Source organism: Streptomyces sp. NPDC006733 (assembly GCF_040636125.1).
Classification (GTDB): Bacteria; Actinomycetota; Actinomycetes; order Streptomycetales; family Streptomycetaceae; genus Actinacidiphila.
Map to the genome: position 1 here is coordinate 1 of NZ_JBEYJD010000084.1, position 22,642 is coordinate 22,642.

Here is a 22,642-nt window from a genome sequence, read left to right on the forward strand (position 1 = left end):
CCCCCGTCGAAGCCCTCATGCCCCTGCGCCTGGCCCGCTACGGCATCCCCCTCGCCGAAACCGCCCCCCTCGGCCTCGCCGCCGCCGGCATCACCCTTCCGGAACCGGCCCCGGCACCGGAGCCCGCGCCCGTCCCCGCCCTGGTCCTGGAACCGGTCCACCCGGCCGAACGTGGAGCCCGGCCGCAGCCCGCGCAGGAAGCCGCACCGGAACCCGCACCGGCCCAGCCGCCGGTCCGGGAGCCCGCCCGCGCCCGCATACCGGTGCCGGCACCGACACCGGATCCGGCTCCGGCACCCGTGCCGGAGCCGCTGCCCGACAGCCGCCCCACGGTCCCCGTCTCCCCCGGCCGCGTCCGCACCCTCGCCAACGGCTACGGCACCGCGCAGGTCAGCGCGTACGCCCCGGAACCCGACCCGGACCCGGAACCCGAGCCGACCCGGGCCCCCGAACCGGACCCCGACACCGAGCCGGAACCCGCCCTCCACCGCCCGCCGCACATCGAGCCCGACGTGCCGCGCGAGGAGCAGTACTACGGGGCGTTCCGCCGCTACGTCGTCGACTTCAAGGAGTTCCCCAACCCGCGCCAGTTCGGCCGCTACCTGCTGGAGAACTACGGCGTGACCGGCCGCACCGGGGGCCCGCTCAGCGAGGGGACGCTGCGCCGGTACCTGACGGAGTTCGAGTCGCAGTACCGGACCGAGTGGGACTCGGAGCAGGTCCCGTAAGAAGATCCCCCGGCCGCCGACAGGGCAACCGGGGGGTCAACCGTCCTCCATCAGACGGCACCGAGCAGCAGACGGACCCGGTCCGCGCCCACGGCGAGCAGCAGCGTGGGCAGCCGGGGGCCGGTGTCGCGGCCGACGAGCAGCTGGTAGAGCAGTGCGAAGAACGACCGCTGCGCGACCTTGAGTTCGGGCGTCGGCTTCGCGTCCGCGTCCAGGCCCGCCTGGAGCTTGGGCACGGCGTAGACGAGCGTCGTCAGTCCGTCCAGCGACCAGTGGTCGTCGAGTCCGTCGATCAGCAGGTCGAGCGCCTCCCGGTCGGTGGCCGAGAGGCTGCCGAGGGTCTCCCGGTCCGGCTCGGTGCGGACCCGGGTGCGCTGGTCCGCGGGGACCTGCGTGGTGATCCACGCCTGGGCGCGGTCGAGCCGCGGCCGGGTCTCGTCCAGCGTCGTGACGGGGTTCGACGGGTCCAGGTCGCGCAGGATCCGCAGCGTCTGCTCCTCGTCGCCCGTGGTGATGTCGACGACGGAGGCGAGCGTCCGGTACGGCAGCGGGTGCGGGGTCCGCGGCAGCTCACCCGCGGCGGTGCGGGTGGCCCGGCTGTACGCGGCGGCGTCGGCGGCCTGCACCGTGCCGTCGGCGATCTTGCGCTCCAGCGCGTCCCACTCGTCGTAGGTGCGCTGGATCTCCTGGTCGAAGGCGACCTTGAACGACTGGTTGGGGCGGCGGCGGGCGTAGAGCCAGCGCACCAGCGGCGCCTCCATGATCTCCAGCGCGTCGGACGGCGTCGGGACGCCGCCGGCCGAGCTGCTCATCTTGGCCATGCCGCTGATGCCGACGAAGGCGTACATGGGGCCGATGGGCTGCTCGCCGCCGAACACCTCGCGGACGATCTGGCCGCCGACGACGAACGACGAGCCGGGCGACGAGTGGTCGACGCCCGAGGGCTCGAAGATCACGCCCTCGTAGGCCCAGCGCATCGGCCAGTCGACCTTCCAGACCAGCTTGCCGCGGTTGTGCTCGGAGAGCTTCACCGTCTCGGAGTGGCCGCAGACGCACGTGTAGGACAGCTCGGTGGTCTCGTCGTCGTAGGACGTGACCGTGGTGAGGTCCTTGTCGCAGACCGAGCAGTACGGCTTGTACGGGTAGTAGCCCGCGCCGCCGGTGCCGTCGTCCTCGTCGGCCGCACCCGAGCCCGCCGCGGCCTCGACCTCGGCCTCGTCGAGCGGCTTCTGCTGCTGCTTCTTGCCCGCGGCCGGCTTGTCCTTCGTCCGGTAGCGGTCGAGGATCGCGTCGATGGCACCCCGCTCGCGCATGGCGAACAGGATCTGCTCGCGGTAGGCGCCGGCCGTGTACTGCTCGGTCTGGCTGATGCCGTGGAACTCGATGCCCAGCTCGCCGAGCGCGGCGATCATCGGGGCCTTGAAGTGCTCGGCCCAGCTGCCGTACTCGCTGCCCGCGGGCGCCGGGACCGAGGTCAGCGGCTTGCCGATGTGCTCGGCCCACGACGGGTCGATGCCGTTGGGCACCTTGCGGAAGCGGTCGTAGTCGTCCCACGAGATGATGTGGACGCAGTCGCGGCCGCGGCGGCGGATCTCGTCGGCCACCAGGTGCGGCGTCATGACCTCGCGCAGGTTGCCGAGGTGGATCGGGCCGGACGGGCTGAGGCCCGATGCGCAGACGATCGGTTTGCCGGGGGCGCGACGGTCCGCCTCGGCAATGACCTCGTCCGCGAAACGGGAGACCCAGTCGGTCTCGGGGCTCTGAGCCACGATCGGCACTTCCTTCCTCGACAGCATGTCGCACCCATTCTCACAGACCGAAAAGCGGATGCGGTCCCGTGGGATACTGAGAGGGTTTCCCAATCCCCCAACCGGAACGGCACCCATCCCATGGCCTCGGTCGCTTCCCTTTCCGCCTCTGTCCAGCAGCGTGTCTCGGCCGCCCTGGCGGCCGCCGTGCCGTCGGCCGCCGGTGCCGACCCGCTGCTGCGCCGAAGCGACCGGGCCGATTTCCAGGCCAACGGCGTGCTGGGCCTGGCGAAGAAGAACAAGGCGAACCCGCGGGAGCTCGCCGCCCAGGTCGTCACCGGCCTGCCCACCGACGACCTGATCTCCGAGATCGAGGTGTCCGGGCCGGGCTTCCTCAACATCACGGTCTCGGACGCGGCGATCACCACCACGCTGGCCGCCCGCGCCGCCGACGACCGGCTCGGCGTGCCGACGGCCGAGAACCCCGGCACCACGGTGATCGACTACGCCCAGCCGAACGTGGCCAAGGAGATGCACGTCGGCCACCTGCGGTCGTCCGTGATCGGTGACGCGATCGCCAAGATCCTCGAATTCGAGGGCGAGACGGTGATCCGCCGGCACCACATCGGCGACTGGGGCACCCAGTTCGGCATGCTCATCCAGTACCTGATCGAGCACCCGCACGAGCTGGACCACGCGGACGCCGACACCGACGGCGAGGCGTCGATGTCCCGCCTCAACCGGACGTACAAGGCGGCCAGGACGCTCTTCGACGCCGACGAGGCGTTCAAGGACCGGTCCCGCAAGCGGGTGGTGGACCTCCAGGCCGGAGATCCGCAGACCCTCGCCCTGTGGCAGCGGTTCGTGGACGAGTCGAAGATCTACTTCTACTCCGTCTACAACAAGCTCGACATCGCGATCCAGGACGCGGACATCGTCGGCGAGTCCGCGTACAACGACATGCTCGTCGAGACCTGCAAGATCCTTGAGGACACCGGCGTGGCGGTGCGCTCCAACGGCGCGCTCTGCGTCTTCTTCGACGACATCAAGGGCAAGGACGGCGAGCCGGTCCCGCTCATCGTGCAGAAGGCGGACGGCGGCTTCGGCTACGCGGCCACCGACCTGTCGGCGATCCGCGACCGGACGGGGAACCTGAAGGCCGACACCCTCCTCTACGTCGTGGACGCCCGGCAGGCGCTGCACTTCCGGATGGTCTTCGAGACCGCCCGGCGGGCCGGCTGGCTCACCGACGAGGTCACCGTCAAGCACCTGCCGTTCGGCACGGTGCTGGGCAAGGACGGCAAGCCGTTCAAGACCCGTGAGGGCGAGACGGTCCGGCTGGTCGACCTGCTCGACGAGGCGGTCGAGCGGGCCACGGTCGTCGTCCGGGAGAAGAACGAGGAGCTCTCCGACGCGGAGGTCGCCGAGCGCGGCGCCGAGGTCGGCATCGGCGCGGTCAAGTACGCGGACCTGTCCACGTCGCTGGGCCGCGACTACGTCTTCGACCTGGACCGGATGGTGTCGCTGACCGGCGACACGAGCGTGTACACCCAGTACGCGTACGCCCGGACCCAGTCGATCCTGCGCAAGGCCGGCGAGGCGAAGGCGGTCGCCCACCCCGAGCTCCCGCTGGCCCCCGCGGAGCGCGCGCTGGGCCTGCTCCTCGACGAGTTCGGCGACGCCCTCGCGGGCGTCGCGGAGACGTACGAGCCGCACAAACTGGCCTCGTACCTGTACTCGGTGTCCTCGACCTTCGCCACGTTCTACGAGCAGTGCCCGGTCCTCAAGCCCGAGACCCCCGACGACGTCCGGGAGAACCGGCTCTTCCTGTGCACCCTGACCGGCCGCACGCTGCGCCAGGGAATGTCGCTGCTGGGCATCCACACGCCCGACCAGCTCTGACGACAAAAAGGTGCGGGGCCCCCGCATGCGGGGGCCCCGCACCTTTTTCCGTCAGCGGCCCAACCGCAGAGCGACCTCGGTCGCCCAGTACGTGAGAATCATGTTGGCGCCGGCCCGCCGCACGCACGTGAGCGTCTCCATGATGGTGCGGTCCCGGTCGATCCAGCCGTTGGCCGCCGCCGCCTCGACCATCGCGTACTCCCCGCTGACCTGGTACGCGGCCACCGGCACGTCGACGGTGTCGGCGACCTTCCGCAGCACGTCCAGGTAGGGCAGCGCGGGCTTGACCATCACCATGTCGGCGCCCTCCGCGAGGTCCAGCGCCAGCTCCCGCATCGACTCGCGGAAGTTCGCCGGGTCCTGCTGGTAGGTCTTGCGGTCGCCGGTCAACGAGGAGTCGACGGCCTCGCGGAAGGGCCCGAAGAAGGCTGACGCGTACTTCACCGTGTACGCCAGGACGGAGACGTCCTCATGCCCGACAGCGTCCAACGCGTCGCGCACGACGCCGACCTGACCGTCCATCATCCCGGACGGCCCCACCACGTGAACGCCCGCGTCGGCCTGCACCTGCGCCATCTCGGCGTAGCGCTCCAGCGTCGCGTCGTTGTCGACCCGCCCCTGCGCGTCGAGCACCCCGCAATGGCCGTGATCGGTGAACTCGTCCAGACACAGGTCGGACATCACCACCACGGCGTCCCCGACCTCGGAGACCACGTCGCGAATGGCGACCTGCAGCACACCGTCCGGCTCGGTCCCCTGCGTGCCGACGGCGTCCTTGACCTCGGGCACCCCGAAGAGCATGATCCCGCCGACACCGGCCTCGGCAGCCTCCAGAGCGGCCTTCCGCAGCGTGTCACGCGTGTGCTGGAAGACACCGGGCATGGAGGAAACAGCTACGGGCTCGCTGAGGCCCTCACGGACGAACATCGGCAGAATGAGCTCCGCCGCATCCAGCCGCGTCTCGGCGACCAGCCGCCGCATCGCCGGGCTGGTCCGCAACCGACGAGGGCGCGCCCCGGGAAATTCACCGTAGCCAGTCATGCTTCCTCCAGCCCACCGCAACCGTTCCAGAACTCCACGCTACGCCCGGCAGCAGTGTGCTCTTCCCGACTAGAAGTCGGCCGGACCGAACTGAGGGGGTCGCTGACGCGGCATGCGGGGAGCACGCGGGGCACGCCCACCCACCGGCCGGAGGGGCAGTGCCGGGGTTTCCCCGCAGGACGACGAACGCATCAGGCCGCCGGAATGCGCTCCGGCACGAGCGTTCGTCGTCCGGGGAGATACCCCGGCGCGGCCCCGCCCCTGAGAGCGGACCGCACCGGGAAAAACCCGGACGCTAGACGCGAGCCCGCCGCCGAGACCCCGGCCGCCGCTCACTGGGCCGCGTCACAGGATCACCCGCGTCCTCCGCCGCCACCCGCCGCGCCGTCCCGAAATCGGCCAGCGCCTGCGCCAGCGCATGCACCGAAGGCTCCGGCGACATGACATCCACCCGCAGCCCGTGCTCCTCCGCCGTCTTCGCCGTCGCGGGACCGATGCACGCGATCACCGTGACGTTGTGCGGCTTCCCGGCGATGCCGACCAGGTTCCGCACCGTGCTCGACGACGTGAAGAGCACCGCGTCGAACCCGCCGCCCTTGATCGCCTCCCGCGTGTCCGCCGGCGGCGGCGACGCGCGCACCGTCCGGTAGGCGGTGACGTCGTCGACCTCCCAGCCGAGCTCGACCAAGCCCGCCACCAGCGTCTCCGTGGCGATGTCGGCGCGCGGCAGGAACACCCGGTCGATCGGGTCGAAGACCGGATCGTACGGCGGCCAGTCCTCCAGCAGGCCGGCCGCCGACTGCTCACCGCTCGGGACGAGATCCGGCTTGACGCCGAACTCGACCAGCGACTGGGCCGTCTGCTCGCCGACCGCGGCGACCTTGATCCCGGCGAAGGCGCGGGCGTCGAGACCGTACTCCTCGAACTTCTCCCGCACCGCCTTGACGGCGTTCACCGACGTGAAGGCGATCCACTCGTACCGCCCGGTGACCAGCCCCTTCACCGCCCGCTCCATCTGCTGCGGGGTGCGCGGCGGCTCGACGGCGATCGTCGGCACCTCGTGCGGGACCGCGCCGTACGAGCGCAGCTGGTCCGACAGGGAGGCGGCCTGCTCCTTGGTGCGGGGCACCAGCACGCGCCAGCCGAACAGCGGCTTCGTCTCGAACCAGGACAGCTGGGCGCGCTGCAGGCTGCGCTGGCCCACGACGGCTATCGCCGCGATCGGGCCCTCCGGCGTCGGCAGCGCCTTCGTCGCCTTCAGCTCGGAGGCGATCGTGGCCAGGGTCGCGGTCCAGGTGCGCTGCCGCGTCGTGGTGCCGGCGACGGTGACCGTGAGCGGGGTGTCGGGCTTGCGGCCGGCCGCCACCAGTTCGGCGGCGGCGGCGACCACGGTCTGCAGCGTGGTGGTGAGGACCAGCGTGGCCTCGCTCGCGCCGACCTCGCTCCAGCACCGGTCGGACGCCGTGGCGGCGTCGACGCAGCGGACGTCCGCGCTGAGCGGGACCCCGGCGTAGGCGGGCACGCCCATCGCCGCGGAGACGCCCGGCACGACCTCGAAGGGGATGCCGGCGGCCGCGCAGGCGAGCATCTCGCTCGCCGCGCAGTTGTCCAGGCCGGGGTCGCCCGCGACCGCACGGACGACCCGCTTTCCGGTGCGCGCGGACGCCATGACAAGCTGGGTGGCGGCAGCGGAGGCGTCCAACGCGCCCTCGCCCGCCGCTGGTTCAGCCGTGCCCACGTCTGCTCGGGCGTGCGTCCGCACGACCTCCAGCACGTGCGGCTCGCCGACCAGCAGGTCGGCGTGGGACAGCGCCTCGACGGCGCGCAGGGTCAGCAGCCCGGGATCACCGGGCCCGGCACCGAGGAAGGTGACGTGGCCGAGGCCGGAGTGGTTGACGGCGGTGGGGCTCAAAGTTCGCGCTCCCCCATAAGACCGGCTGCGCCCTTGGCGAGCATCTCGGCCGCGAGTTCGCGACCGAGAACCGCGGCGTCATCCGCGGACTCAGGGGTTGCACCAGTGATGGACATCTGCACCAGCTGGGTGCCGTCGATCGTGCCGACGACCCCCCGCAGGCGCAGCTCGGAAATCTGCCCGTCGGCCACCAGGTCGGCGAGCGCGCCCACAGGGGCGGAGCAGCCGGCCTCAAGGGCGGCGAGCAGTGATCGTTCAGCGGTGACGGCGGCCCGGGTGAACGGGTCGTCGAGTTCCGCGAGCTGTGCGGCCAGCGCCAGTCCCGCCGCGTTACCGGAGGCGCATTCGATGGCCAGCGCGCCCTGTCCCGGGGCGGGCAGGACGGCCTCGACGGGGATCAGCTCGGTCGCCTCGCCGAGGCGGCCGAGGCGGTTGAGCCCGGCGGCGGCCAGGACGACGGCGTCGAGCTCACCGGAGGTGGTGAAGCCGATGCGGGTGTCGACGTTGCCGCGGATCGGCACCGTCTCGACCTCCGCGCCGAGGCTGCGGGCCCAGGCGTTCAACTGCGCCATCCTGCGCGGGGATCCGGTGCCGACCCGGGCCGGCCGGCCCAGTGCGGCGCAGGCCGCCAGGAGTTGCTCGAACGTCAGGCCGTCGCGGGCCACGAGCGCGTCGCGGGGGTCCTCGCGGACCGGGATCGCGGCGAGTTCGAGCCCCACGGGGGGAGCCGTCGGCAGGTCCTTGAGCGAGTGCACGGCGAAGTCGATCTCACCGGCGAGCAGCGCGTCCCGCAGCGCGGAGACGAAGACTCCGGTGCCGCCGATCTGCGCGAGCTGCTCACGGGAGACGTCCCCGTACGTGGTGATCTCGACGAGCTCGACGGGCCGGCCGGTCAGCCGGCGCACCTGCTCCGCCACCATGCCGGACTGCGCCATGGCCAGCTTGCTGCGCCGGGTGCCCAGTTTCAATGCGGTGGGGCCGTTCATGGCCGCCCTCGATTCGGGTCGTCGGCCCTGCTGACGGCGGCGACCGCCTGCGGGTCGAGGTCGAAGAGTTCTCGCAGCGCGTCGGCGTACCCGGCGCCGCCGGGTTCGCCCGCGAGCTGCTTGACCCGCACGGTGGGCGCGTGCAGGAGCTTGTCGACGACGCGGCGCACGGTCTGGGTGATCTCCGCGCGCAGCTTGTCGTCCAGGTCGGGGAGCCGGCCGTCGAGCCGGGTGAGTTCCCCGGTGACGACGTCGGCGGCCATCGCGCGCAGCGCGACGACGGTGGGGGTGATGCGGGCGGCGCGCTGGGCGGCGCCGAAGGCACCGACCTCGGCGGCGACGATCTTGCGGACCTCGTCGACGTCGGCGGCCATCGGGGCGTCCGCGGACGCCTCGGCGAGCGACTCTATGTCGACCAGGTGAGCGCCTTCGAGGCCGTGCACGGCGGCGTCGACGTCCCGCGGCATCGCCAGGTCGAGCAGGGCCAGCGGGGCGGTGCCGGCGCCGGTCGCGGTGCGGGTGGCGACGGCGGCGGCGACCGTGGCGTGGTCCAGGACCAGGCCGGTCGCCCCGGTGCACGACACGACGAGGTCGGCCGAGGCCAGTTCGCCGGCGACGGCGTCGAAGTCGGCGGCCCGGCCGCCGAGCTGCGCGGCGAGCCGCTCCGCGCGGTCCGCGGTGCGGTTGGCGATGACGAGTTCGGTGACGCCCGCGCGGGCCAGGGTCGCGGCGGCGAGCGAGGACATCGAGCCGGCGCCGACCACCAGGGCGCGCTTGCCGGCCAGCTTGCCGGTGGTGGCGGCCAGTTGGTCGAGGCCGAAGGTGACGAGCGACTGCCCGGCCCGGTCGATGCCGGTCTCGCTGTGGGCGCGCTTGCCGACCCGCAGGGCCTGCTGGAACAGGTCGTTGAGGAGCCGGCCCGCGGTGTGCAGCTCCTGGCCGAGCGCGAGCGCGTCCTTGATCTGGCCGAGGATCTGGCCCTCGCCGACCACCATGGAGTCCAGGCCGCAGGCGACCGAGAACAGGTGGTGGACGGCCCGGTCCTCGTAGTGCACGTAGAGATAGGGAGTGAGCTCCTCGAGGCCGACGCCGCTGTGCAGCGACAGCAGCATCGACAGCTCGGCGACGCCCGCGTGGAACTTGTCCACGTCGGCGTAGAGCTCGATGCGGTTGCAGGTGGCGAGCACCGCCGCTTCGGTCGCGGGCTCGGCGGCCAGCGCGTCCTGCAGCAGTTTGGCCTTGGCCTCGTCCGCGAGCGCGGCCCGCTCCAGCAGGCTGACCGGTGCGCTGCGGTGGCTCAGGCCGACAACGAGAACACTCATGCGGGCATCACGGCGGGTACGTCCCCGTCCGGGCCCTGGCCCTGCTCGCCGGCCTTGCGCTGCTCGTGGAACGCGAGGATCTGCAGCTCGATGGAGAGGTCGACCTTGCGGACGTCCACGCCCTCGGGGACCTGCAGCACCGTCGGCGCGAAGTTCAGGATGGAGGTGACGCCCGCGGTGACGAGGCGGTCGCAGACCTCCTGCGCGGCGCCGGCCGGGGTCGCGATGACGCCGATCGACACCTGGTTGTCCTCGACAATGGCTTCCAGCTCGTCGATGTGCCGGACCGGGAGGCCGGCCACGAGCTTTCCGGCGAGGGTGGCGTCGGCGTCCATGAGCGCGGCGACGCGGAATCCGCGGGAGGCGAAACCGCCGTAGTTGGCGAGCGCGGCACCGAGGTTGCCGATACCGACGATGACGACCGGCCAGTCCTGCGTGAGGCCGAGTTCGCGGGAGATCTGGTAGACGAGGTACTCGACGTCGTAGCCGACGCCCCGGGTCCCGTAGGAGCCGAGGTAGGAGAAGTCCTTGCGCAGCTTCGCGGAGTTGACCCCGGCGGCGGTCGCGAGTTCCTCCGACGACACCGTGGGCACCGAACGCTCGGAAAGCGTGGTGAGAGCCCGCAGGTACAGCGGAAGCCTGGCGACGGTGGCCTCGGGGATACCTCGGCTGCGGGTCGCCGGTCGGTGAGAACGGCTAGTTGCCACGATGCTCCTGCGGGTAGAGCGTAGACGTCCAGGAACCACAGTCCCCGGGGCCGCCCCGTGCATGCCAGGCTATGTCTTTGTGAACGCGTGCACAAAGATAGTGTCCGCTTTGTCCAGGGGAAGTGACCGGCATCACGCGCTCCCATTCCGGACAATAGAAACCATTTGCTGCGGCGAATCGTTCCACGTCTTCGGGCGCCGTCCGAGCCACAGCGCGTCCACCTCCGGCCCAGGCGCGATCACCGGCCACTCCACTCCCGCCGCTGTCTCCAGCGCTCCCGGCCCGCCGGCCGGATCGGCCGCGCCGACCCCGTCCGCCGCGTAGTGCGCGAACAGCCGCGCGGTGGCCCGCGCGTCGCCCAGCGCCGTGTGCGCCGCCCAGTCACCCAGTCCGGCGTCCGCCACGCAAGCCCCCAGCGAGAATCCGCGCGAGGCGGGCGTCCGCGAGATGGCCATCCGCATGGTGCACAGCTCCGGCACGGTCGGCAGCGTCACGCCCAGCCGGGCGTACTCGGCGGCCAGGAACGCCCGGTCACAGCCCACGTTGTGCCCCACCAGCACCCTGCCGCGCAGCAGCCCCAGCAGTTTCGGCGCGATCCCGGCGAACGTGGGCGCCCCGCCGAGGTCGTGGCGCTCGATGCCGTGGATGTGGGTCGGGCCGACCGGCCCCTCGGGATCGATCAAGGTACTGAACTCGCCCTCGGAGGCGCACGCGCGGTCGAGCAGCACGACCGCCACCTCGATCACCCGGTGCCGCCGTGAACTGGACCCGGTGGCCTCCAGGTCCACGACGGCATAGCCGCCGGACCCCTGGAACCGTCCCGAGAGCACGCGCCCACATCCTCACGTTCAGCCCCCGGTGTACAAAACGAACTCGATGGTAATCGAATACGCGCGCCACGTGTAACGCGTGCAACGCGCACAAATGGGGCTCAGGCGGTCAGAGCGGTCCGCAGCCGCTGCTCGTCGACCCGCCAGAAGTCGTGCTGCTCGCCGTCGACGAGCACCACGGGGATCTGCTCCCAGTACTTGCGGTACAGCTCCTCGTCCTGGGTGATGTCGTGCTCCTCGACCCGGGAGCCGAGTTCGCCCGCGACTCTCTCGATCACCACGCGGGCGTCGTCGCACAGATGGCAGCCGGGCTTGCCGATCAGCGTCACGGTGCGGTCGGCGGGATCCTTGCGGGCGCTGCGGCGCAGGAGGGGACTCATTCGAGACATTGTGCCCCCGGGTCCCGCGTCGCGGACCCGTGCGGCAGGTAACACGTAGGTCGCGAGGAGTTCACGCCATCGCTCCTTGCGCGGCCGGGGCCCGCCGAACAGAATCGCTATGCTCGCCGCATGGCCGCTTTGCAATGGCTCACCCCCCGTAAGCGCTCCGCCACCGCGCGCAGCGTGCTGGCAGGCGAGGCCGCGGCCGAGGCCGCTCTCGCGGCGCCGGCCGCCCACGCGCAGGAACCGGAAGCCCCGGCGCACGCCGGGCCCGAACGCAGCGGCGGAGCGGGAGAGGCGGACGGCGACGGCGCCGCGCCCGCATTCCCCGTCGTCGGGGATCCGTACGCCGCCGCCTTCTTCGATCTCGACAACACCGTGATGCAGGGCGCCGCGATCTTCCACTTCGGCCGCGGCCTGTACAAGCGGAAGTTCTTCCACAAGCGCGAGCTCGCCCGCTTCGCCTGGCAGCAGGCCTGGTTCCGGCTCGCCGGGTCCGAGGACCCCGAGCACATGCAGGACGCGCGGGACAGCGCGCTGTCGATCGTCAAGGGGCACCGCGTCGAGGAGCTCATGTCGATCGGCGAGGAAATCTACGACGAGTACATGGCCGAGAAGATCTGGCCGGGGACCCGGGCGCTCGCCCAGGCCCACCTGGACGCGGGCCAGCGGGTCTGGCTGGTCACGGCCGCGCCCGTGGAGACCGCGACGATCATCGCCCGCCGGCTGGGCCTGACCGGCGCGCTGGGCACGGTCGCCGAGTCGGTCGGCGGCGTCTACACCGGCCGGCTGGTCGGCGAACCGCTGCACGGGCCGTCCAAGGCCGAGGCGGTGCGGGCGCTCGCGAGCGCCGAGGGCCTGGAGTTGTCGCGCTGCGCCGCGTACAGCGACTCGGCGAACGACATCCCGATGCTCTCGCTGGTCGGGCACCCGTACGCGATCAACCCCGACTCCCGGCTGCGCAGGCACGCCCGCGCCGAGGGCTGGCGGCTGCGCGACTACCGCACCGGCCGCAAGGCCGCGAAGATCGGCATCCCGGCCGCGGCCGGAGTGGGCGCGGTGGCGGGCGGCACGCTCGCCGCGGTGGCCCTCCACCGACGCCGCCGCTAGGCGCCGGGCGTTCGGATCCGGGCGCCCGGTTCCTGGCGCCCGGTTCCGGGTGCCGCGAGACCGGGCGGTGACCGGGTGGCGACCGTCCCGACACGGCCGGGGCGCCACTTTTTGGCGGCTTGTGGCGGACCCGCCGCGCCCACCGCAGCCGCAGCACTGCCACACAGCCACAACACGCACTCCCCGCGACCAATTCACGAACATAAGCGGTCAACTTCTGTTCATTGTTCGATAATTGATCGATCACCAATGCACCAAGGAACCGACGTAACCGGCGATTTAGGCAACACGGTGTAGCGCCGCCTGTACGAAGCGTTATTCTCCTCAGACGCAATCGGAACCCACCCGTCGACTTCGGCGAGTGCCCGGTCCCGTACTGCACGTGATGGAAGTTCTGCCTCTGGGAGTCCCGTGTACCCACACGACGGGGTTGACACCTCCGGCCTGGCAACGCTGCGCGCATTGGTGAACGACTGCCTGCGTGTCGTCCCCGCGTTCGCCGAGCCAGCCCTCGCCACGCCCTTTCCCGCCGGCCCCGCGTACGCACTGGCCGAAGTCAGCACCGCCGCAGGCAGACGCACCCGGAACACCCCACGGAGCGGCTCCGGCAGCAACGCCGCAGGCGGGCCCACCGCTCGCCGTCCCGCCGCGGACAGTGACAGCGGCCGGATGATGGATCTCGTCGAGCGGGCCCAGGCCGGCGAGACCGAGGCCTTCGGCCGGCTCTACGACCACTACTCCGACACCGTCTACCGCTACATCTACTACCGCGTCGGCGGCAAGGCGACCGCCGAGGACCTGACCAGCGAGACGTTCCTGCGCGCCCTGCGCCGGATCGGCACCTTCACCTGGCAGGGCCGCGACTTCGGCGCGTGGCTCGTCACCATCGCCCGCAACCTGGTCGCCGACCACTTCAAGTCCAGCCGCTTCCGGCTGGAGGTCACCACCGGCGAGATGCTCGACGCCAACGAGGTCGAGCGCAGCCCCGAGGACTCGGTACTGGAGCAGCTGTCCAACGAGGCGCTGCTCGTCGCGGTCAGGAAGCTCAACCCGCAGCAGCAGGAGTGCGTGACGCTGCGCTTCCTGCAGGGACTGTCGGTCGCCGAGACCGCACGCATCATGGGCAAGAACGAAGGGGCGATCAAGACCCTTCAGTACCGCGCCGTGCGCACCTTGGCCAGGCTGCTCCCCGAAGACGCCCGGTGAGTCTGAGTTGTCCCCTTTCCCCCGCCTTCTCCGGCCTTTTTCGCTGCCGCACCGGTCCGATCATCATGACCGCGTAACCCAACTGGCGCGGCGCTCGTTGCACCACATGCAGACACCTCTCTGCCGCGCTCTGGCCGCTTCCAGTCACTCGATTGGGTGGACAGAAACAAGGAATGCAACCTTCCGGGCGGCTTCGGGAGTCGAGTGTGGATGACGAGAGGAGGTGCCGCCCATGATCGGACAAGCAACGGCACACCGTCGGGCGAACGCCTTCGCCCAGGCCCTTGAGACTGCCGGTTTTCCGGGGGAAGAACCCCGGAGCTCCGACAGCGCACCCCAGGAGCCCGCCGGCGAACACGGCGCCCATGCCACGGACCGGCATGCCGACCCCGAGCAGGGGCGGCTGCTGGCTCTGGTCGGCGCCATCGGCAACCGGCCGCCGCCGGTGCTGAGCGCCGAGGCGAAGACGGTGCAACGTGCCCAACTGATCGCCGCGATGGAGACCGCGCTCGCCGACGGCAGCCTTGAGGTCTCCCCCAAGGTCCCCGAGCAACGGACCGGCGGCGCCCACCGCGCCACCGGGCTCGGGAAACTCAGGCCGCGTTCCCGCTGGTCCCGCCGGCTCGCCGCCGGCGGGCTCTCCGTGGGCGTGGCGGCCGGGGCCCTGGGCGGAGTCGCGGCAGCCAGTACGAACGCACTGCCCGGGGACACCCTCTACGGCCTCAAACGGGGCATGGAGGACCTCAAGCTGGACATGGCGAGCAACGACGCCTCCCGGGGAGGCGTCCTGCTGGACATGGCCGCGACCCGCATGCAGGAGGCCAGGCGCCTCATGGAGCGCGGTCGCTCGGGCGAGCTCGACAGCGAATCGGTCGGCGAGGTCCGCCGGGCGCTGCTCGGGATGCACCAGGAGGCCGCGGAAGGCCACCGGCTGCTCACCGCGGCGTACCAGCGCGACGGCTCGCTGCAGCCGATGGAAGTGCTGAACGAGTTCAACGCCTCGCACCGCGAGGGGTGGAGCCAGCTGCGCGACCGGCTGCCCACCCAGCTCGGCGACGTGAGCACGCAGGTCACGTCGGTCTTCGACGCCATAGAGCACGACGTGGCACCGCTGGCCGGAAAGCTCCCCCATCCCCAGGGCAGCGACGGCCCCGCGCACCGGCAGACCGGCAAATCCGGCACCTCCGGTCCCGCCCGCAGCGGCACGGCCACCCCGGCGCCGCGCGCCCCCGCCACCGCGGAGGGTCACAGCGGCACACCGGGCTCCACCAGCAGCCCGAGCGCCGGCACCGGCAAGGACCACCTGCTCGGCGGTACGGACGGACTGCTGCCGCCGTCACCGGGCGCCGGTGACCAGAGCTCGTCCGGCCCCGCGACGGCCACCCCGCCGTCCGTCAACCTGCCCCCGCTGCTGCCCGGCCTGCTGCCGGGCCTCGGCCTCGGGGCGGAGGACGCCAAGGAGTAACCGGCGACCACGTGCGTGGGGGGCGGGTCCCGGCCATCGGCCGGGACCCGCCCCCCACGCGTACGACGAGGCGGAACAGCGCCTCGGAGGAACCCTCAGAAGAACACGGACCGCCGCTGCACCAGCAGCTTGTACAGCGTGTGCTGGATGGTCTCCCGCACCTGGTCCGTCAGGTTGAAGACCAGCATCGGGTCCTCCGCCGCCTCCGGCGGGTACTGGTCGGTCCTGATCGGCTCGCCGAACTGGATCGTCCACTTCGTCGGCAGCGGCACCAGGCCCAGCGGCCCCAGCCAGGGGAACGTCGGCGTGACGGGGAAGTACGGCACGCCCAGCAGCCGCGCCAGCGTCTTGGAGTTGCCGACCATGGGGTAGATCTCCTCCGCGCCCACGATCGAGCACGGGACGATCGGCGCCCCGGTCCGCAGCGCCGTCGAGACGAAGCCGCCGCGCCCGAAGCGCTGCAGCTTGTAGCGGTCGGCGAACGGCTTGCCGAGACCCTTGAAGCCCTCCGGCATCACCCCGACGACCTCGCCGCGCTCCAGCAGCAGCTGCGCGTCCTCGGCGCAGGCCAGGGTGTGGCCCGCCTTGCGGGCCAGCTCGTTCACCACCGGCAGCACGAAGACCAGGTCGGCGGCGAGCAGCCGCAGGTGGCGGTTGGCCGGGTGGTGGTCGTGGACGGCGACCTGCGCCATCAGCCCGTCGAGCGGCAGCGTCCCGGAGTGGTTGGCGACCACCAGGGCGCCGCCCTCGGACGGGATGTTCTCGATGCCCTTGACCTCGACCCGGAAGTACTGCTCGAAGATCGGCCGCAGCACCGACATGAGCACCTGGTCGGTGAGCTGCTCGTCGTAGCCGAACTCGTCGACCTCGTAGTCCCCGGTGATGCGGCGGCGCAGGAACGACAGCCCGTGGGCGACCTTGCGGTCCCAGCGGGCCCCCATCAGCCGCTCGGCGGCGCCGGTGAGCGCGTCGGTCAGCGCCTCCGCGACGGCCGTCGCGGACGCCGTGCGCGCCCCGCCACCGCCGTCGGCCGCCTCTGCGCTCCCCATGGACCCCGGGGCGCCCGCAGGGCTCTCCTGGCCCTGCTGAGCGCCCTCACGGGCCGTCCGGGACGCGCCTGCCGGATCGGCGTCCCCGTGCGGAGCGCCGGGGTCCGGGGCATCGGAGCCCGCGTCCGGGAACTCGGCCGGGACGGCGGACAGGGATGTCGCAGAAACGGTTCCTTCGCCCTTCTTCCGGGACCCCGCCCGTCCGCGCGGCCGGCCCGGCCCCCGACGGGCACGTGTGTCCTCGTCGAACGGGATGACCTTGGCATCCGCCATGCTGCGGCTCCTCCTCGTTGGGGCACTCACGTCCGATTGGCGCCCGCGGGAAGTGCGGCGGCGATCGCGTCGACCGTGCGGGCGAGCCGGTCGGGCGGCAGCAGGCCGGGGCCACGGCTGCGGGCGAAGTCGTGGAAGGTCTCGGCCGTCGTGTAGCGCGGCGCGAAACCGAGCGTCTCACGCATCTGCGTGGTGTCCACCACTCTGCCGTGGGTCAGCAGCCGGATCTGTTCCGGCGAGAAGTCGGTGATCCCCGCCGTGCGGAGCATCTGCCCGACCCAGGTGACGGCGGGCAGCAGCACCGGGACGGTGGGCCGGCCGAGCCGGCGCGCGGTCTGCGACAGCAGCAGCACGCCGTCGCCCGCGATGTTGAACGTGCCGCTGTTGAGCGTTCCGCGGCGGGCGTCGAGCGAGGCGAGGACCAGCACGTCGGTCACGTCGTCCTCGTGCACGAACTGCAGCCGCGGGTCGTAGCCGAACACCGTCGGCAGGGCCGGCAGCGAGAAGTACTCCGCGAGCGGGGAGTCGGCCTGCGGGCCGAGGATGTTGGCGAACCGCAGGACGGCCACCGCCACGTCCGGGCGGCGGCGCGCGAAGCCGCGCACGTACCCCTCGACCTCGACCGCGTCCTTGGCGAAGCCACCGCTGGGCAGCGACTTCGGCGGCATGGTCTCGGTGAACACCGCCGGGTCGCGGGGGGCGGAGCCGTAGACGCTGGTCGTCGACTTCACCACGAGGCGCCGCACCGTCGGGGCCTTCTGGCACGCCCCCAGCAGCTGCATCGTGCCGATGACGTTGGTCTCCTTGACCTGCGTCCGGCCGCCGGAGCCCAGCGGGGTGCCGCTGACGTCCATGTGCACGACCGTGTCGACGTGGTGCTGGGCGAGCACCTTGGCGATCATCGGGTGCCGGATGTCCGCCCGGACGAACTCGGCGCTGCCGAGTCGGTGCTCGGGCACCTCGGCGTCCACCCCGATCACCCGGTCCACTTCCGGGTCGTGCTGGATCCGGCGGACGAAGCGGCCGCCCAGTTTGCGCGCGACTCCGGTGACGAGCACCACCTTGCCCACGATTCAGCGCCTTCCATCAGGGATGTACGCACCGTATCGGTTCGTTGTTGCGCTGTGATGACGGCCTGGGGCCACTGGCCGGAACGGCCCCGTTCGGCGGGTGCCCCGCCTTCCGGCTACCCGCCGGGACCCCGGAAACGCAGCTGCCCTCCCACCGCCGTGCGGAGCACGGCGGTGGGAGGGCAGGAAGTGCAGCGAGTGGCTCGCTTACTTCTTGTTGCGACGCTGCACACGCGTACGCTTCAGCAGCTTGCGGTGCTTCTTCTTGGCCATACGCTTGCGCCGCTTCTTGATGACAGAGCCCACGACTACCCTCGCTTCGTTTTCACTCGGTGCGGGGCGTCCGAGCCCACACGACCTACGTCGGCCAAGCCTACCCGCCCTGAGGGGGCGGGTAGAACCGAGGCGGCCGACGAGACCGTCAAGCGGATTCCCCCACCCCCACGTAGGACTCACGCAGGTAGTCGTGGACGGCTTGTTCTGGCACCCGGAAGGACCTGCCCACCCGGATCGCCGGCAGATGACCGCTGTGCACCAACCGGTACACGGTCATCTTGGAGACACGCATTACTGAGGCGACCTCCGCCACAGTCAGGAAAACGACCTCGTTGAGAGGCCTGTCGCTAGCAGCCATGACACACCTGAACCTTCCGCACATGACGGCCACCGGCTTCCCCTCCGGTGACTCCAGCAGGCACGTGCGCTCCTCCCCAGATTAGGTGCGGGTGATGCAAGTGGGGAAGAGGAGTTGCGATCGGTTGACTACTGTGACAGACACGCTCGATTGAGTACATAGCGTGTAAGCGGTCGGTAGTAATCGGAGCGCACAGCGTCATCAAGCGGAACGGCGACGGAAACCCGGCCCTCCGCCTCGGCCACGAAGACGGCCGGATCATCGGCGTCCGCCAGCCCGATCGCCTCAATGCCCAGCTGACCAGCCCCGCAGACCCACCCGTGGTCACCCACCACGAGCCCCGGCAGCACCCCTCCGTGATCGGCCGCGGCCGCCAGGGCGGTGCGAACCGGGAGGGGGGAATGCGAGTGCGCCCCCGGCTCCTCGGCCGTGGGAGGCGCGTCCGCGGTGCGGACCATCGCGACTCCGCCTACGTACCAAAGGTTGTGCTGGCGTAGCCCGAATCGGGTCGGAATGTCGACACGTCGACCGTGCGCCGAGGTGAGGACAGGACATCCCGCCGCCGACAGGGCCGCCGCCAACGCGGCGTAGAAGCCCAGAAGTCGGTGCGGATGACCAGTTCCGATCAGTACCGGCACCCGATCGACCGCCGCTCGACCCAAACGTTCCGCGAAGGCGTCGAGCGCAGCCACCGTGCAGTCAGGGTCGATCACATCCTGCCCCGAAGTGTGCCCTGGGTCCGGGGAGACCCCGCACCTTTCGGCCATCAGCCGCAGCAACTCCCCCGTGCCCCACGCTCCTTCGGGGTCGAGGCCGAGCGTCAGCCGCGGATCCCGCGCCGCGAACAGCCGATAACTGAGCAGACTTTTCTCCCGGGGAGTCGCCACGGGACCGGCCAGCCGGGCCGCCAGCAGATGCGCGCGCAGCGCGCCGACACTCAGCACGCCCCCGATACTGCCTTCTACGCCCCCGCCATCCCGCCGAAACCGGAAAACACACCCCTTGCGGGTGATTGGTGCCCAATACCACCCATCCCGCGTGCGCCTCCCGTGCGGGGCGACCCGGACTCAGGCCAGCAGGCCGTGCAGCGGGAACACCGCACGCCGGGTGGCCAGTACCGCCTGGTCGAGGCGGTCCGCGGGGTCGTACCCGGCGTCCTCGAAACTCCGCCACCGCACGGGATGGCGGCCGTCCGTCATCCGTGCGGGCGCCATCGCCCGCGTCGCCCGGTACACCTCGTGCCGCCACGGCTCCGGCGTCTCGGCGGCGGGGTCGATCGGCTCGCCTGCGGCGATCGCCACCAGGTGCGTCCACGAGCGCGGAACGACGTCCGCCACCGCGTAACCGCCCCCGCCGAGCGCCACCCAGCGGCCCTCCGCGTGCTCGTGCGCCAGCTCGTGACACGCCTCGGCGACGGCACGCTGGGCGTCCAGACTCACCGCGAGGTGCGCCAGCGGATCCTCGAAGTGGGTGTCGGCTCCGTGCTGCGAGACGATGACCTGGGGCGCGAAGGCCGCGACCAGCTCCGGCACGACGGCGTGGAACGCGCGCAGCCACCCCGCGTCACCGGTCCCGGCCGGCAGCGCGACGTTGACCGCCCCGCCCTCCGCGCCCGCGCCACCGGTCTCCTCCGGCCAGCCGGTCTGCGGGAAGAGCGTCCGCGGGTGCTCGTGCAGCGAGATCGTCAGGACGCGCGGGTCGTCCCAGAAGGCGGCCTGCACCCCGTCCCCGTGGTGCACGTCGACGTCCACGTAGACCACCCGCTCCGCGCCGAGCTCCAGCAGCCTCGCCACGGCCAGCGCCGCGTCGTTGTAGACGCAGAACCCCGCGGCGGAGCCCGGCATCGCGTGGTGCAGGCCGCCCGCGAAGTTCACCGCGTGAGCGACATCACCACTCCACACCGCCTCCGCGGCCCCGACGGACTGCCCGGCGATCAGCGCGGAGGCCCGGTGCATGTTCGCGAAGGCCGGATTGTCCTCGGTCCCCAGGCCGTACTCCGGCTCCACCGACCGCGGATCGGCGGAAACCCGTCGCACCGCGGCCACGTAGTCCGCCCGGTGCACCAGCCCGAGGGTGGAGTCGCCGGCGGCCGGCGCGGAGGTCACCTTGAGCCTCCGGTCCAGCCCGAAGGCCTCCACCAACCGCATCGTGAGCGACAGCCGCACCGGGTCCATCGGATGCCCGGGGCCGAAGTCGTAACCCGTTACCTGCTCATCCCACATCAGCTGTGCGCGGCCGCTCATGGCCGACACCGTATCGGGCCTCGCCCGTGTCGAACGACTTGGCATAGAAGAGCGTCGCCAGCACCAGCACCATGGGGATCAGCATCGCGCCCCGGTAGCTCCACGCGTCGCCGATCGCCCCCACCAGCGGAGCGCCGATCAGGAACCCGACGTAGTTGAAGATGTTCAGCCGCGCGATGGCCGTGTCCGAGGCGCCGGGGAAGAGCCGCCCCGCCGCCGCGAACGTCGTCGGGACGATCACGCACAGACCGAAGCCCAGCAGCGTGAACCCGAACATCCCGACCCACGGGCCGGGCGCCGCCGCCACCACCCCGAAGCCGACCGCGGCCAGCACCGTCCCGAACCGCACCACCGCCGCCCCGCCGAAGCGCCGTACCCCGAGGTCGCCCGCCGCCCGGCCGAGCAGGGTCGTCACCATGTAGATGTTGTAGGGGACGGTCGACAGCTGCTCGGAGCTGCCGAGCACGTCCTGCAGGTACTTCGCACCCCAGTTGGAGACCGTTGAGTCGCCGATGTACGCGAAGGACATCACCAGGCAGAGCGGCAGCAGCAGCCGCATCGCCACCGGGGTCGCCGCCGGAGCCTGCGCACCCTCCGCCACCGGCTCCTGCCGCTGGTCCACGTAGTGGCGGCTCGCCAGCAGCACCAGGGGGATCAGTACGGCGGCGACCGGCGCGTAGAGCACCGCGAGCGACAGGTGCCAGTGGGCGCCCGCCCACGCCAGCGAGGCGCCGGTGATGCCGCCGAGGCTGTACGCGGCGTGGAAGCCGAGCATGATGCTCCGGCCGTAGGTCTGCTGCAGGCTCACGCCCAGCATGTTCATGGAGGCGTCGAGCCCGCCGACACAGATGCCGAACAGGCCCAGCGCCACGGCTATCTGCCACATCGCGTTCCCGGCGCCCGCCGCGACCAGGACCAGCGCCACCAGCGGCTGCACCCACCGCAGGACGACACTGGGCCGTACCCGCTTCACGAGGTGCTCGGTCGCCACACTCCCCGCACCGGCCAGGACGGGCACCGCGGCGAGGAAGACCGGCAGCAGGCCGTCACTGATCCCGTAGCGGTCCTGGATCGCCGGAATACGGGTCACGAGCAGAGCGAAGACCACGCCCTGGCTGAAGAAGCTGACCGCCAGCGAGGCCCGGCCATGCCGCAGAGATGCGTCCATGAGCGAGCAGCGTAGATCCCGAAGCTACGGATGAGTAGGTGTCGCGGGTCACAAGTTGGGAGATCACTCCGCGAGCAGATCCAACAGCTCGTGCATGTCGCTGAACAGGCCGTTGGCGTCCTGGAGCTTCGCCGCGGGAGTCATCGCCGTGAACCCGTACACGTCCATCCCGGCCGCCACGGCCGCCTGCACGCCCAGCGGGCTGTCCTCGACGACCGCGCACCGCGCGGGATCGGTCCCCATCACCTTCGCTGCGTGCAGGAAGAGGTCGGGCGCCGGCTTCCCCCGCCCGACGTCCTGCGAGCTGAAGACGCGCTCCTCGCCGAAGTGCTCGAAAAGCCCGGTCCTGTGCAGCGCCACCCTGATCCGCTCATGGCTCCCCGACGAGGCGAGGCAGAACGGCACACCGTCCGCCTCCAGCTTCCCCAGGACGTCCGCCACGCCGGGCACGGGCTGGAGGCTGCTCCGGAACGCGTCGAAGACCCGTCCGTGGAAGACCTCGTCGAAGTCCGCCGGAAGCCGTTGCCCCGAGCGCTCCAGCACCAGTTCGTGGACCCGGTGGATCGCGGCGCCCATGTAGTCGCGGATCGACTCCTCGTACGACGTCGGGTGCCCGAGTTCCGTGAGATAGCCGGCCAGGATCCGGTTGGAGATCGGCTCGCTGTCCACCAGGACGCCGTCGTTGTCGAAGATGATCAGGTCGTAGCGCATGGCACCACTGTAGATAGCTGGGCCACGACAACGCGAAGAAGCCCCCCAGGCTATTGCCTGGGGGGCTTCTTCTCAAAGATTGTTCGGCGGCGTCCTACTCTCCCACAGGGTCCCCCCTGCAGTACCATCGGCGCTGAAAGGCTTAGCTTCCGGGTT

Annotated in this window: 20 protein-coding genes, 1 rRNA gene and 1 pseudogene; 5 read left to right on the forward strand and 17 right to left on the reverse strand. The window is 71.4% G+C overall.

The annotated features are described in order from the left end of the window. Positions 1-728: pseudogene (locus ABZ721_RS39070) on the forward strand (hypothetical protein); the annotation flags it as partial. A 50-nt stretch (positions 729-778) separates the two neighbouring features. Here the strand turns inward: ABZ721_RS39070 and lysS are convergent. Further along, positions 779-2,524, reverse strand: coding sequence for a lysine--tRNA ligase (gene lysS / locus ABZ721_RS39075; protein WP_358793593.1), 1,746 nt, complete (start codon positions 2,522-2,524; stop codon positions 779-781). A gap of 93 nt (positions 2,525-2,617) precedes the next feature. Between lysS and argS the strand changes: the two genes are divergently transcribed. Continuing rightward, on the forward strand, positions 2,618-4,378 hold the full coding sequence (gene argS, locus ABZ721_RS39080) for an arginine--tRNA ligase (protein WP_358793594.1): 1,761 nt from the start codon (positions 2,618-2,620) through the stop codon (positions 4,376-4,378). Positions 4,379-4,429: 51 nt separating this feature from the next. Here the strand turns inward: argS and hemB are convergent, their stop codons facing one another. The 7 genes from hemB to ABZ721_RS39115 form a co-directional block, all read right to left on the reverse strand. Further along, positions 4,430-5,419: a porphobilinogen synthase gene (gene hemB / locus ABZ721_RS39085; protein WP_358793595.1), complete on the reverse strand. Its 990-nt coding sequence runs from the start codon at positions 5,417-5,419 to the stop codon at positions 4,430-4,432. Between the two features lie 295 nt (positions 5,420-5,714). Beyond that, a complete protein-coding gene (locus ABZ721_RS39090) occupies positions 5,715-7,331 on the reverse strand; it encodes a uroporphyrinogen-III synthase (protein ID WP_358793596.1) in 1,617 nt (538 codons plus the stop codon). Continuing rightward, entirely contained in the window at positions 7,328-8,317 is a 990-nt protein-coding gene (hemC, locus tag ABZ721_RS39095; RefSeq protein ID WP_358793597.1) for a hydroxymethylbilane synthase, read from the reverse strand. Before hemC ends, ABZ721_RS39090 begins: the two co-directional genes overlap by 4 nt. Further along, the gene (locus tag ABZ721_RS39100) at positions 8,314-9,639 is read right to left on the reverse strand and encodes a glutamyl-tRNA reductase (RefSeq protein WP_358793598.1); all 1,326 of its coding nucleotides are present in this window, start codon (positions 9,637-9,639) and stop codon (positions 8,314-8,316) included. Before ABZ721_RS39100 ends, hemC begins: the two co-directional genes overlap by 4 nt. Further along, complete coding sequence (locus tag ABZ721_RS39105) at positions 9,636-10,346, reverse strand: redox-sensing transcriptional repressor Rex (protein WP_358793599.1); 711 nt, start codon at positions 10,344-10,346, stop codon at positions 9,636-9,638. Before ABZ721_RS39105 ends, ABZ721_RS39100 begins: the two co-directional genes overlap by 4 nt. Positions 10,347-10,478: 132 nt before the next feature. Next, positions 10,479-11,177, reverse strand: coding sequence for a 3'-5' exonuclease (locus ABZ721_RS39110; RefSeq protein WP_358793600.1), 699 nt, complete (start codon positions 11,175-11,177; stop codon positions 10,479-10,481). Positions 11,178-11,278: 101 nt separating this feature from the next. Next, the gene (locus ABZ721_RS39115) at positions 11,279-11,557 is read right to left on the reverse strand and encodes a glutaredoxin family protein (protein WP_358793601.1); all 279 of its coding nucleotides are present in this window, start codon (positions 11,555-11,557) and stop codon (positions 11,279-11,281) included. A gap of 129 nt (positions 11,558-11,686) precedes the next feature. On the opposite strand from ABZ721_RS39115, the gene ABZ721_RS39120 reads away from it, so the two are divergent. From ABZ721_RS39120 to ABZ721_RS39130, 3 genes are all read left to right on the forward strand, one after another. Next, entirely contained in the window at positions 11,687-12,667 is a 981-nt protein-coding gene (locus ABZ721_RS39120) for an HAD-IB family hydrolase (protein ID WP_358793602.1), read from the forward strand. Between the two features lie 411 nt (positions 12,668-13,078). Beyond that, positions 13,079-13,873 (forward strand): ECF subfamily RNA polymerase sigma factor, BldN family, encoded by a 795-nt coding sequence (locus ABZ721_RS39125; RefSeq protein WP_277439496.1) that lies wholly within the window; start codon positions 13,079-13,081, stop codon positions 13,871-13,873. 232 nt (positions 13,874-14,105) lie between these two features. Further along, positions 14,106-15,338, forward strand: coding sequence for a DUF5667 domain-containing protein (locus ABZ721_RS39130; protein WP_358793603.1), 1,233 nt, complete (start codon positions 14,106-14,108; stop codon positions 15,336-15,338). A 95-nt stretch (positions 15,339-15,433) separates the two neighbouring features. Here the strand turns inward: ABZ721_RS39130 and ABZ721_RS39135 are convergent, their stop codons facing one another. From ABZ721_RS39135 to rrf, 9 genes are all read right to left on the reverse strand, one after another. Continuing rightward, a complete protein-coding gene (locus tag ABZ721_RS39135; protein WP_358793604.1) occupies positions 15,434-16,660 on the reverse strand; it encodes a lysophospholipid acyltransferase family protein in 1,227 nt (408 codons plus the stop codon). A gap of 26 nt (positions 16,661-16,686) precedes the next feature. Continuing rightward, positions 16,687-17,730 (reverse strand): NAD-dependent epimerase/dehydratase family protein, encoded by a 1,044-nt coding sequence (locus ABZ721_RS39140; protein ID WP_358793605.1) that lies wholly within the window; start codon positions 17,728-17,730, stop codon positions 16,687-16,689. Between the two features lie 207 nt (positions 17,731-17,937). Beyond that, entirely contained in the window at positions 17,938-18,036 is a 99-nt protein-coding gene (locus ABZ721_RS39145) for an AURKAIP1/COX24 domain-containing protein (protein WP_003948845.1), read from the reverse strand. A gap of 115 nt (positions 18,037-18,151) precedes the next feature. Continuing rightward, a complete protein-coding gene (locus ABZ721_RS39150; protein WP_164297503.1) occupies positions 18,152-18,364 on the reverse strand; it encodes a helix-turn-helix domain-containing protein in 213 nt (70 codons plus the stop codon). Positions 18,365-18,492: 128 nt separating this feature from the next. Further along, on the reverse strand, positions 18,493-19,308 hold the full coding sequence (locus ABZ721_RS39155; protein WP_358793606.1) for a phosphatase: 816 nt from the start codon (positions 19,306-19,308) through the stop codon (positions 18,493-18,495). Between the two features lie 123 nt (positions 19,309-19,431). Continuing rightward, positions 19,432-20,607 carry an acetoin utilization protein AcuC gene (locus ABZ721_RS39160; RefSeq protein ID WP_358793607.1) on the reverse strand — a complete coding sequence of 392 codons (1,176 nt, stop codon included), beginning with the start codon at positions 20,605-20,607 and terminating at the stop codon, positions 19,432-19,434. Continuing rightward, positions 20,576-21,775 carry an MFS transporter gene (locus tag ABZ721_RS39165; RefSeq protein WP_358793608.1) on the reverse strand — a complete coding sequence of 400 codons (1,200 nt, stop codon included), beginning with the start codon at positions 21,773-21,775 and terminating at the stop codon, positions 20,576-20,578. Before ABZ721_RS39165 ends, ABZ721_RS39160 begins: the two co-directional genes overlap by 32 nt. Before the next feature lie 63 nt (positions 21,776-21,838). Then, positions 21,839-22,486, reverse strand: a complete 648-nt coding sequence (locus ABZ721_RS39170; RefSeq protein WP_358793609.1) for an HAD family hydrolase — start codon at positions 22,484-22,486, stop codon at positions 21,839-21,841. An 81-nt stretch (positions 22,487-22,567) separates the two neighbouring features. Next, positions 22,568-22,642: ribosomal RNA gene (gene rrf / locus ABZ721_RS39175) — 5S ribosomal RNA — on the reverse strand; the annotation flags it as partial.

Excerpts from the sequence above, each read along its gene's own strand:
- hemB (WP_358793595.1), bottom strand. The coding sequence starts at position 5,419 with ATGACTGGCTACGGTGAATTTCCCGGGGCGCGCCCTCGTCGGTTGCGG.
- ABZ721_RS39135 (WP_358793604.1), bottom strand. The coding sequence starts at position 16,660 with ATGGCGGATGCCAAGGTCATCCCGTTCGACGAGGACACACGTGCCCGT.
- ABZ721_RS39165 (WP_358793608.1), bottom strand. The coding sequence starts at position 21,775 with ATGGACGCATCTCTGCGGCATGGCCGGGCCTCGCTGGCGGTCAGCTTC.
- hemC (WP_358793597.1), bottom strand. The coding sequence starts at position 8,317 with ATGAACGGCCCCACCGCATTGAAACTGGGCACCCGGCGCAGCAAGCTG.
- argS (WP_358793594.1), top strand. The coding sequence starts at position 2,618 with ATGGCCTCGGTCGCTTCCCTTTCCGCCTCTGTCCAGCAGCGTGTCTCG.
- ABZ721_RS39170 (WP_358793609.1), bottom strand. The coding sequence starts at position 22,486 with ATGCGCTACGACCTGATCATCTTCGACAACGACGGCGTCCTGGTGGAC.
- ABZ721_RS39115 (WP_358793601.1), bottom strand. The coding sequence starts at position 11,557 with ATGAGTCCCCTCCTGCGCCGCAGCGCCCGCAAGGATCCCGCCGACCGC.
- lysS (WP_358793593.1), bottom strand. The coding sequence starts at position 2,524 with ATGCTGTCGAGGAAGGAAGTGCCGATCGTGGCTCAGAGCCCCGAGACC.
- ABZ721_RS39100 (WP_358793598.1), bottom strand. The coding sequence starts at position 9,639 with ATGAGTGTTCTCGTTGTCGGCCTGAGCCACCGCAGCGCACCGGTCAGC.
- ABZ721_RS39150 (WP_164297503.1), bottom strand. The coding sequence starts at position 18,364 with ATGGCTGCTAGCGACAGGCCTCTCAACGAGGTCGTTTTCCTGACTGTG.
- ABZ721_RS39120 (WP_358793602.1), top strand. The coding sequence starts at position 11,687 with ATGGCCGCTTTGCAATGGCTCACCCCCCGTAAGCGCTCCGCCACCGCG.
- ABZ721_RS39160 (WP_358793607.1), bottom strand. The coding sequence starts at position 20,607 with ATGAGCGGCCGCGCACAGCTGATGTGGGATGAGCAGGTAACGGGTTAC.
- ABZ721_RS39130 (WP_358793603.1), top strand. The coding sequence starts at position 14,106 with ATGATCGGACAAGCAACGGCACACCGTCGGGCGAACGCCTTCGCCCAG.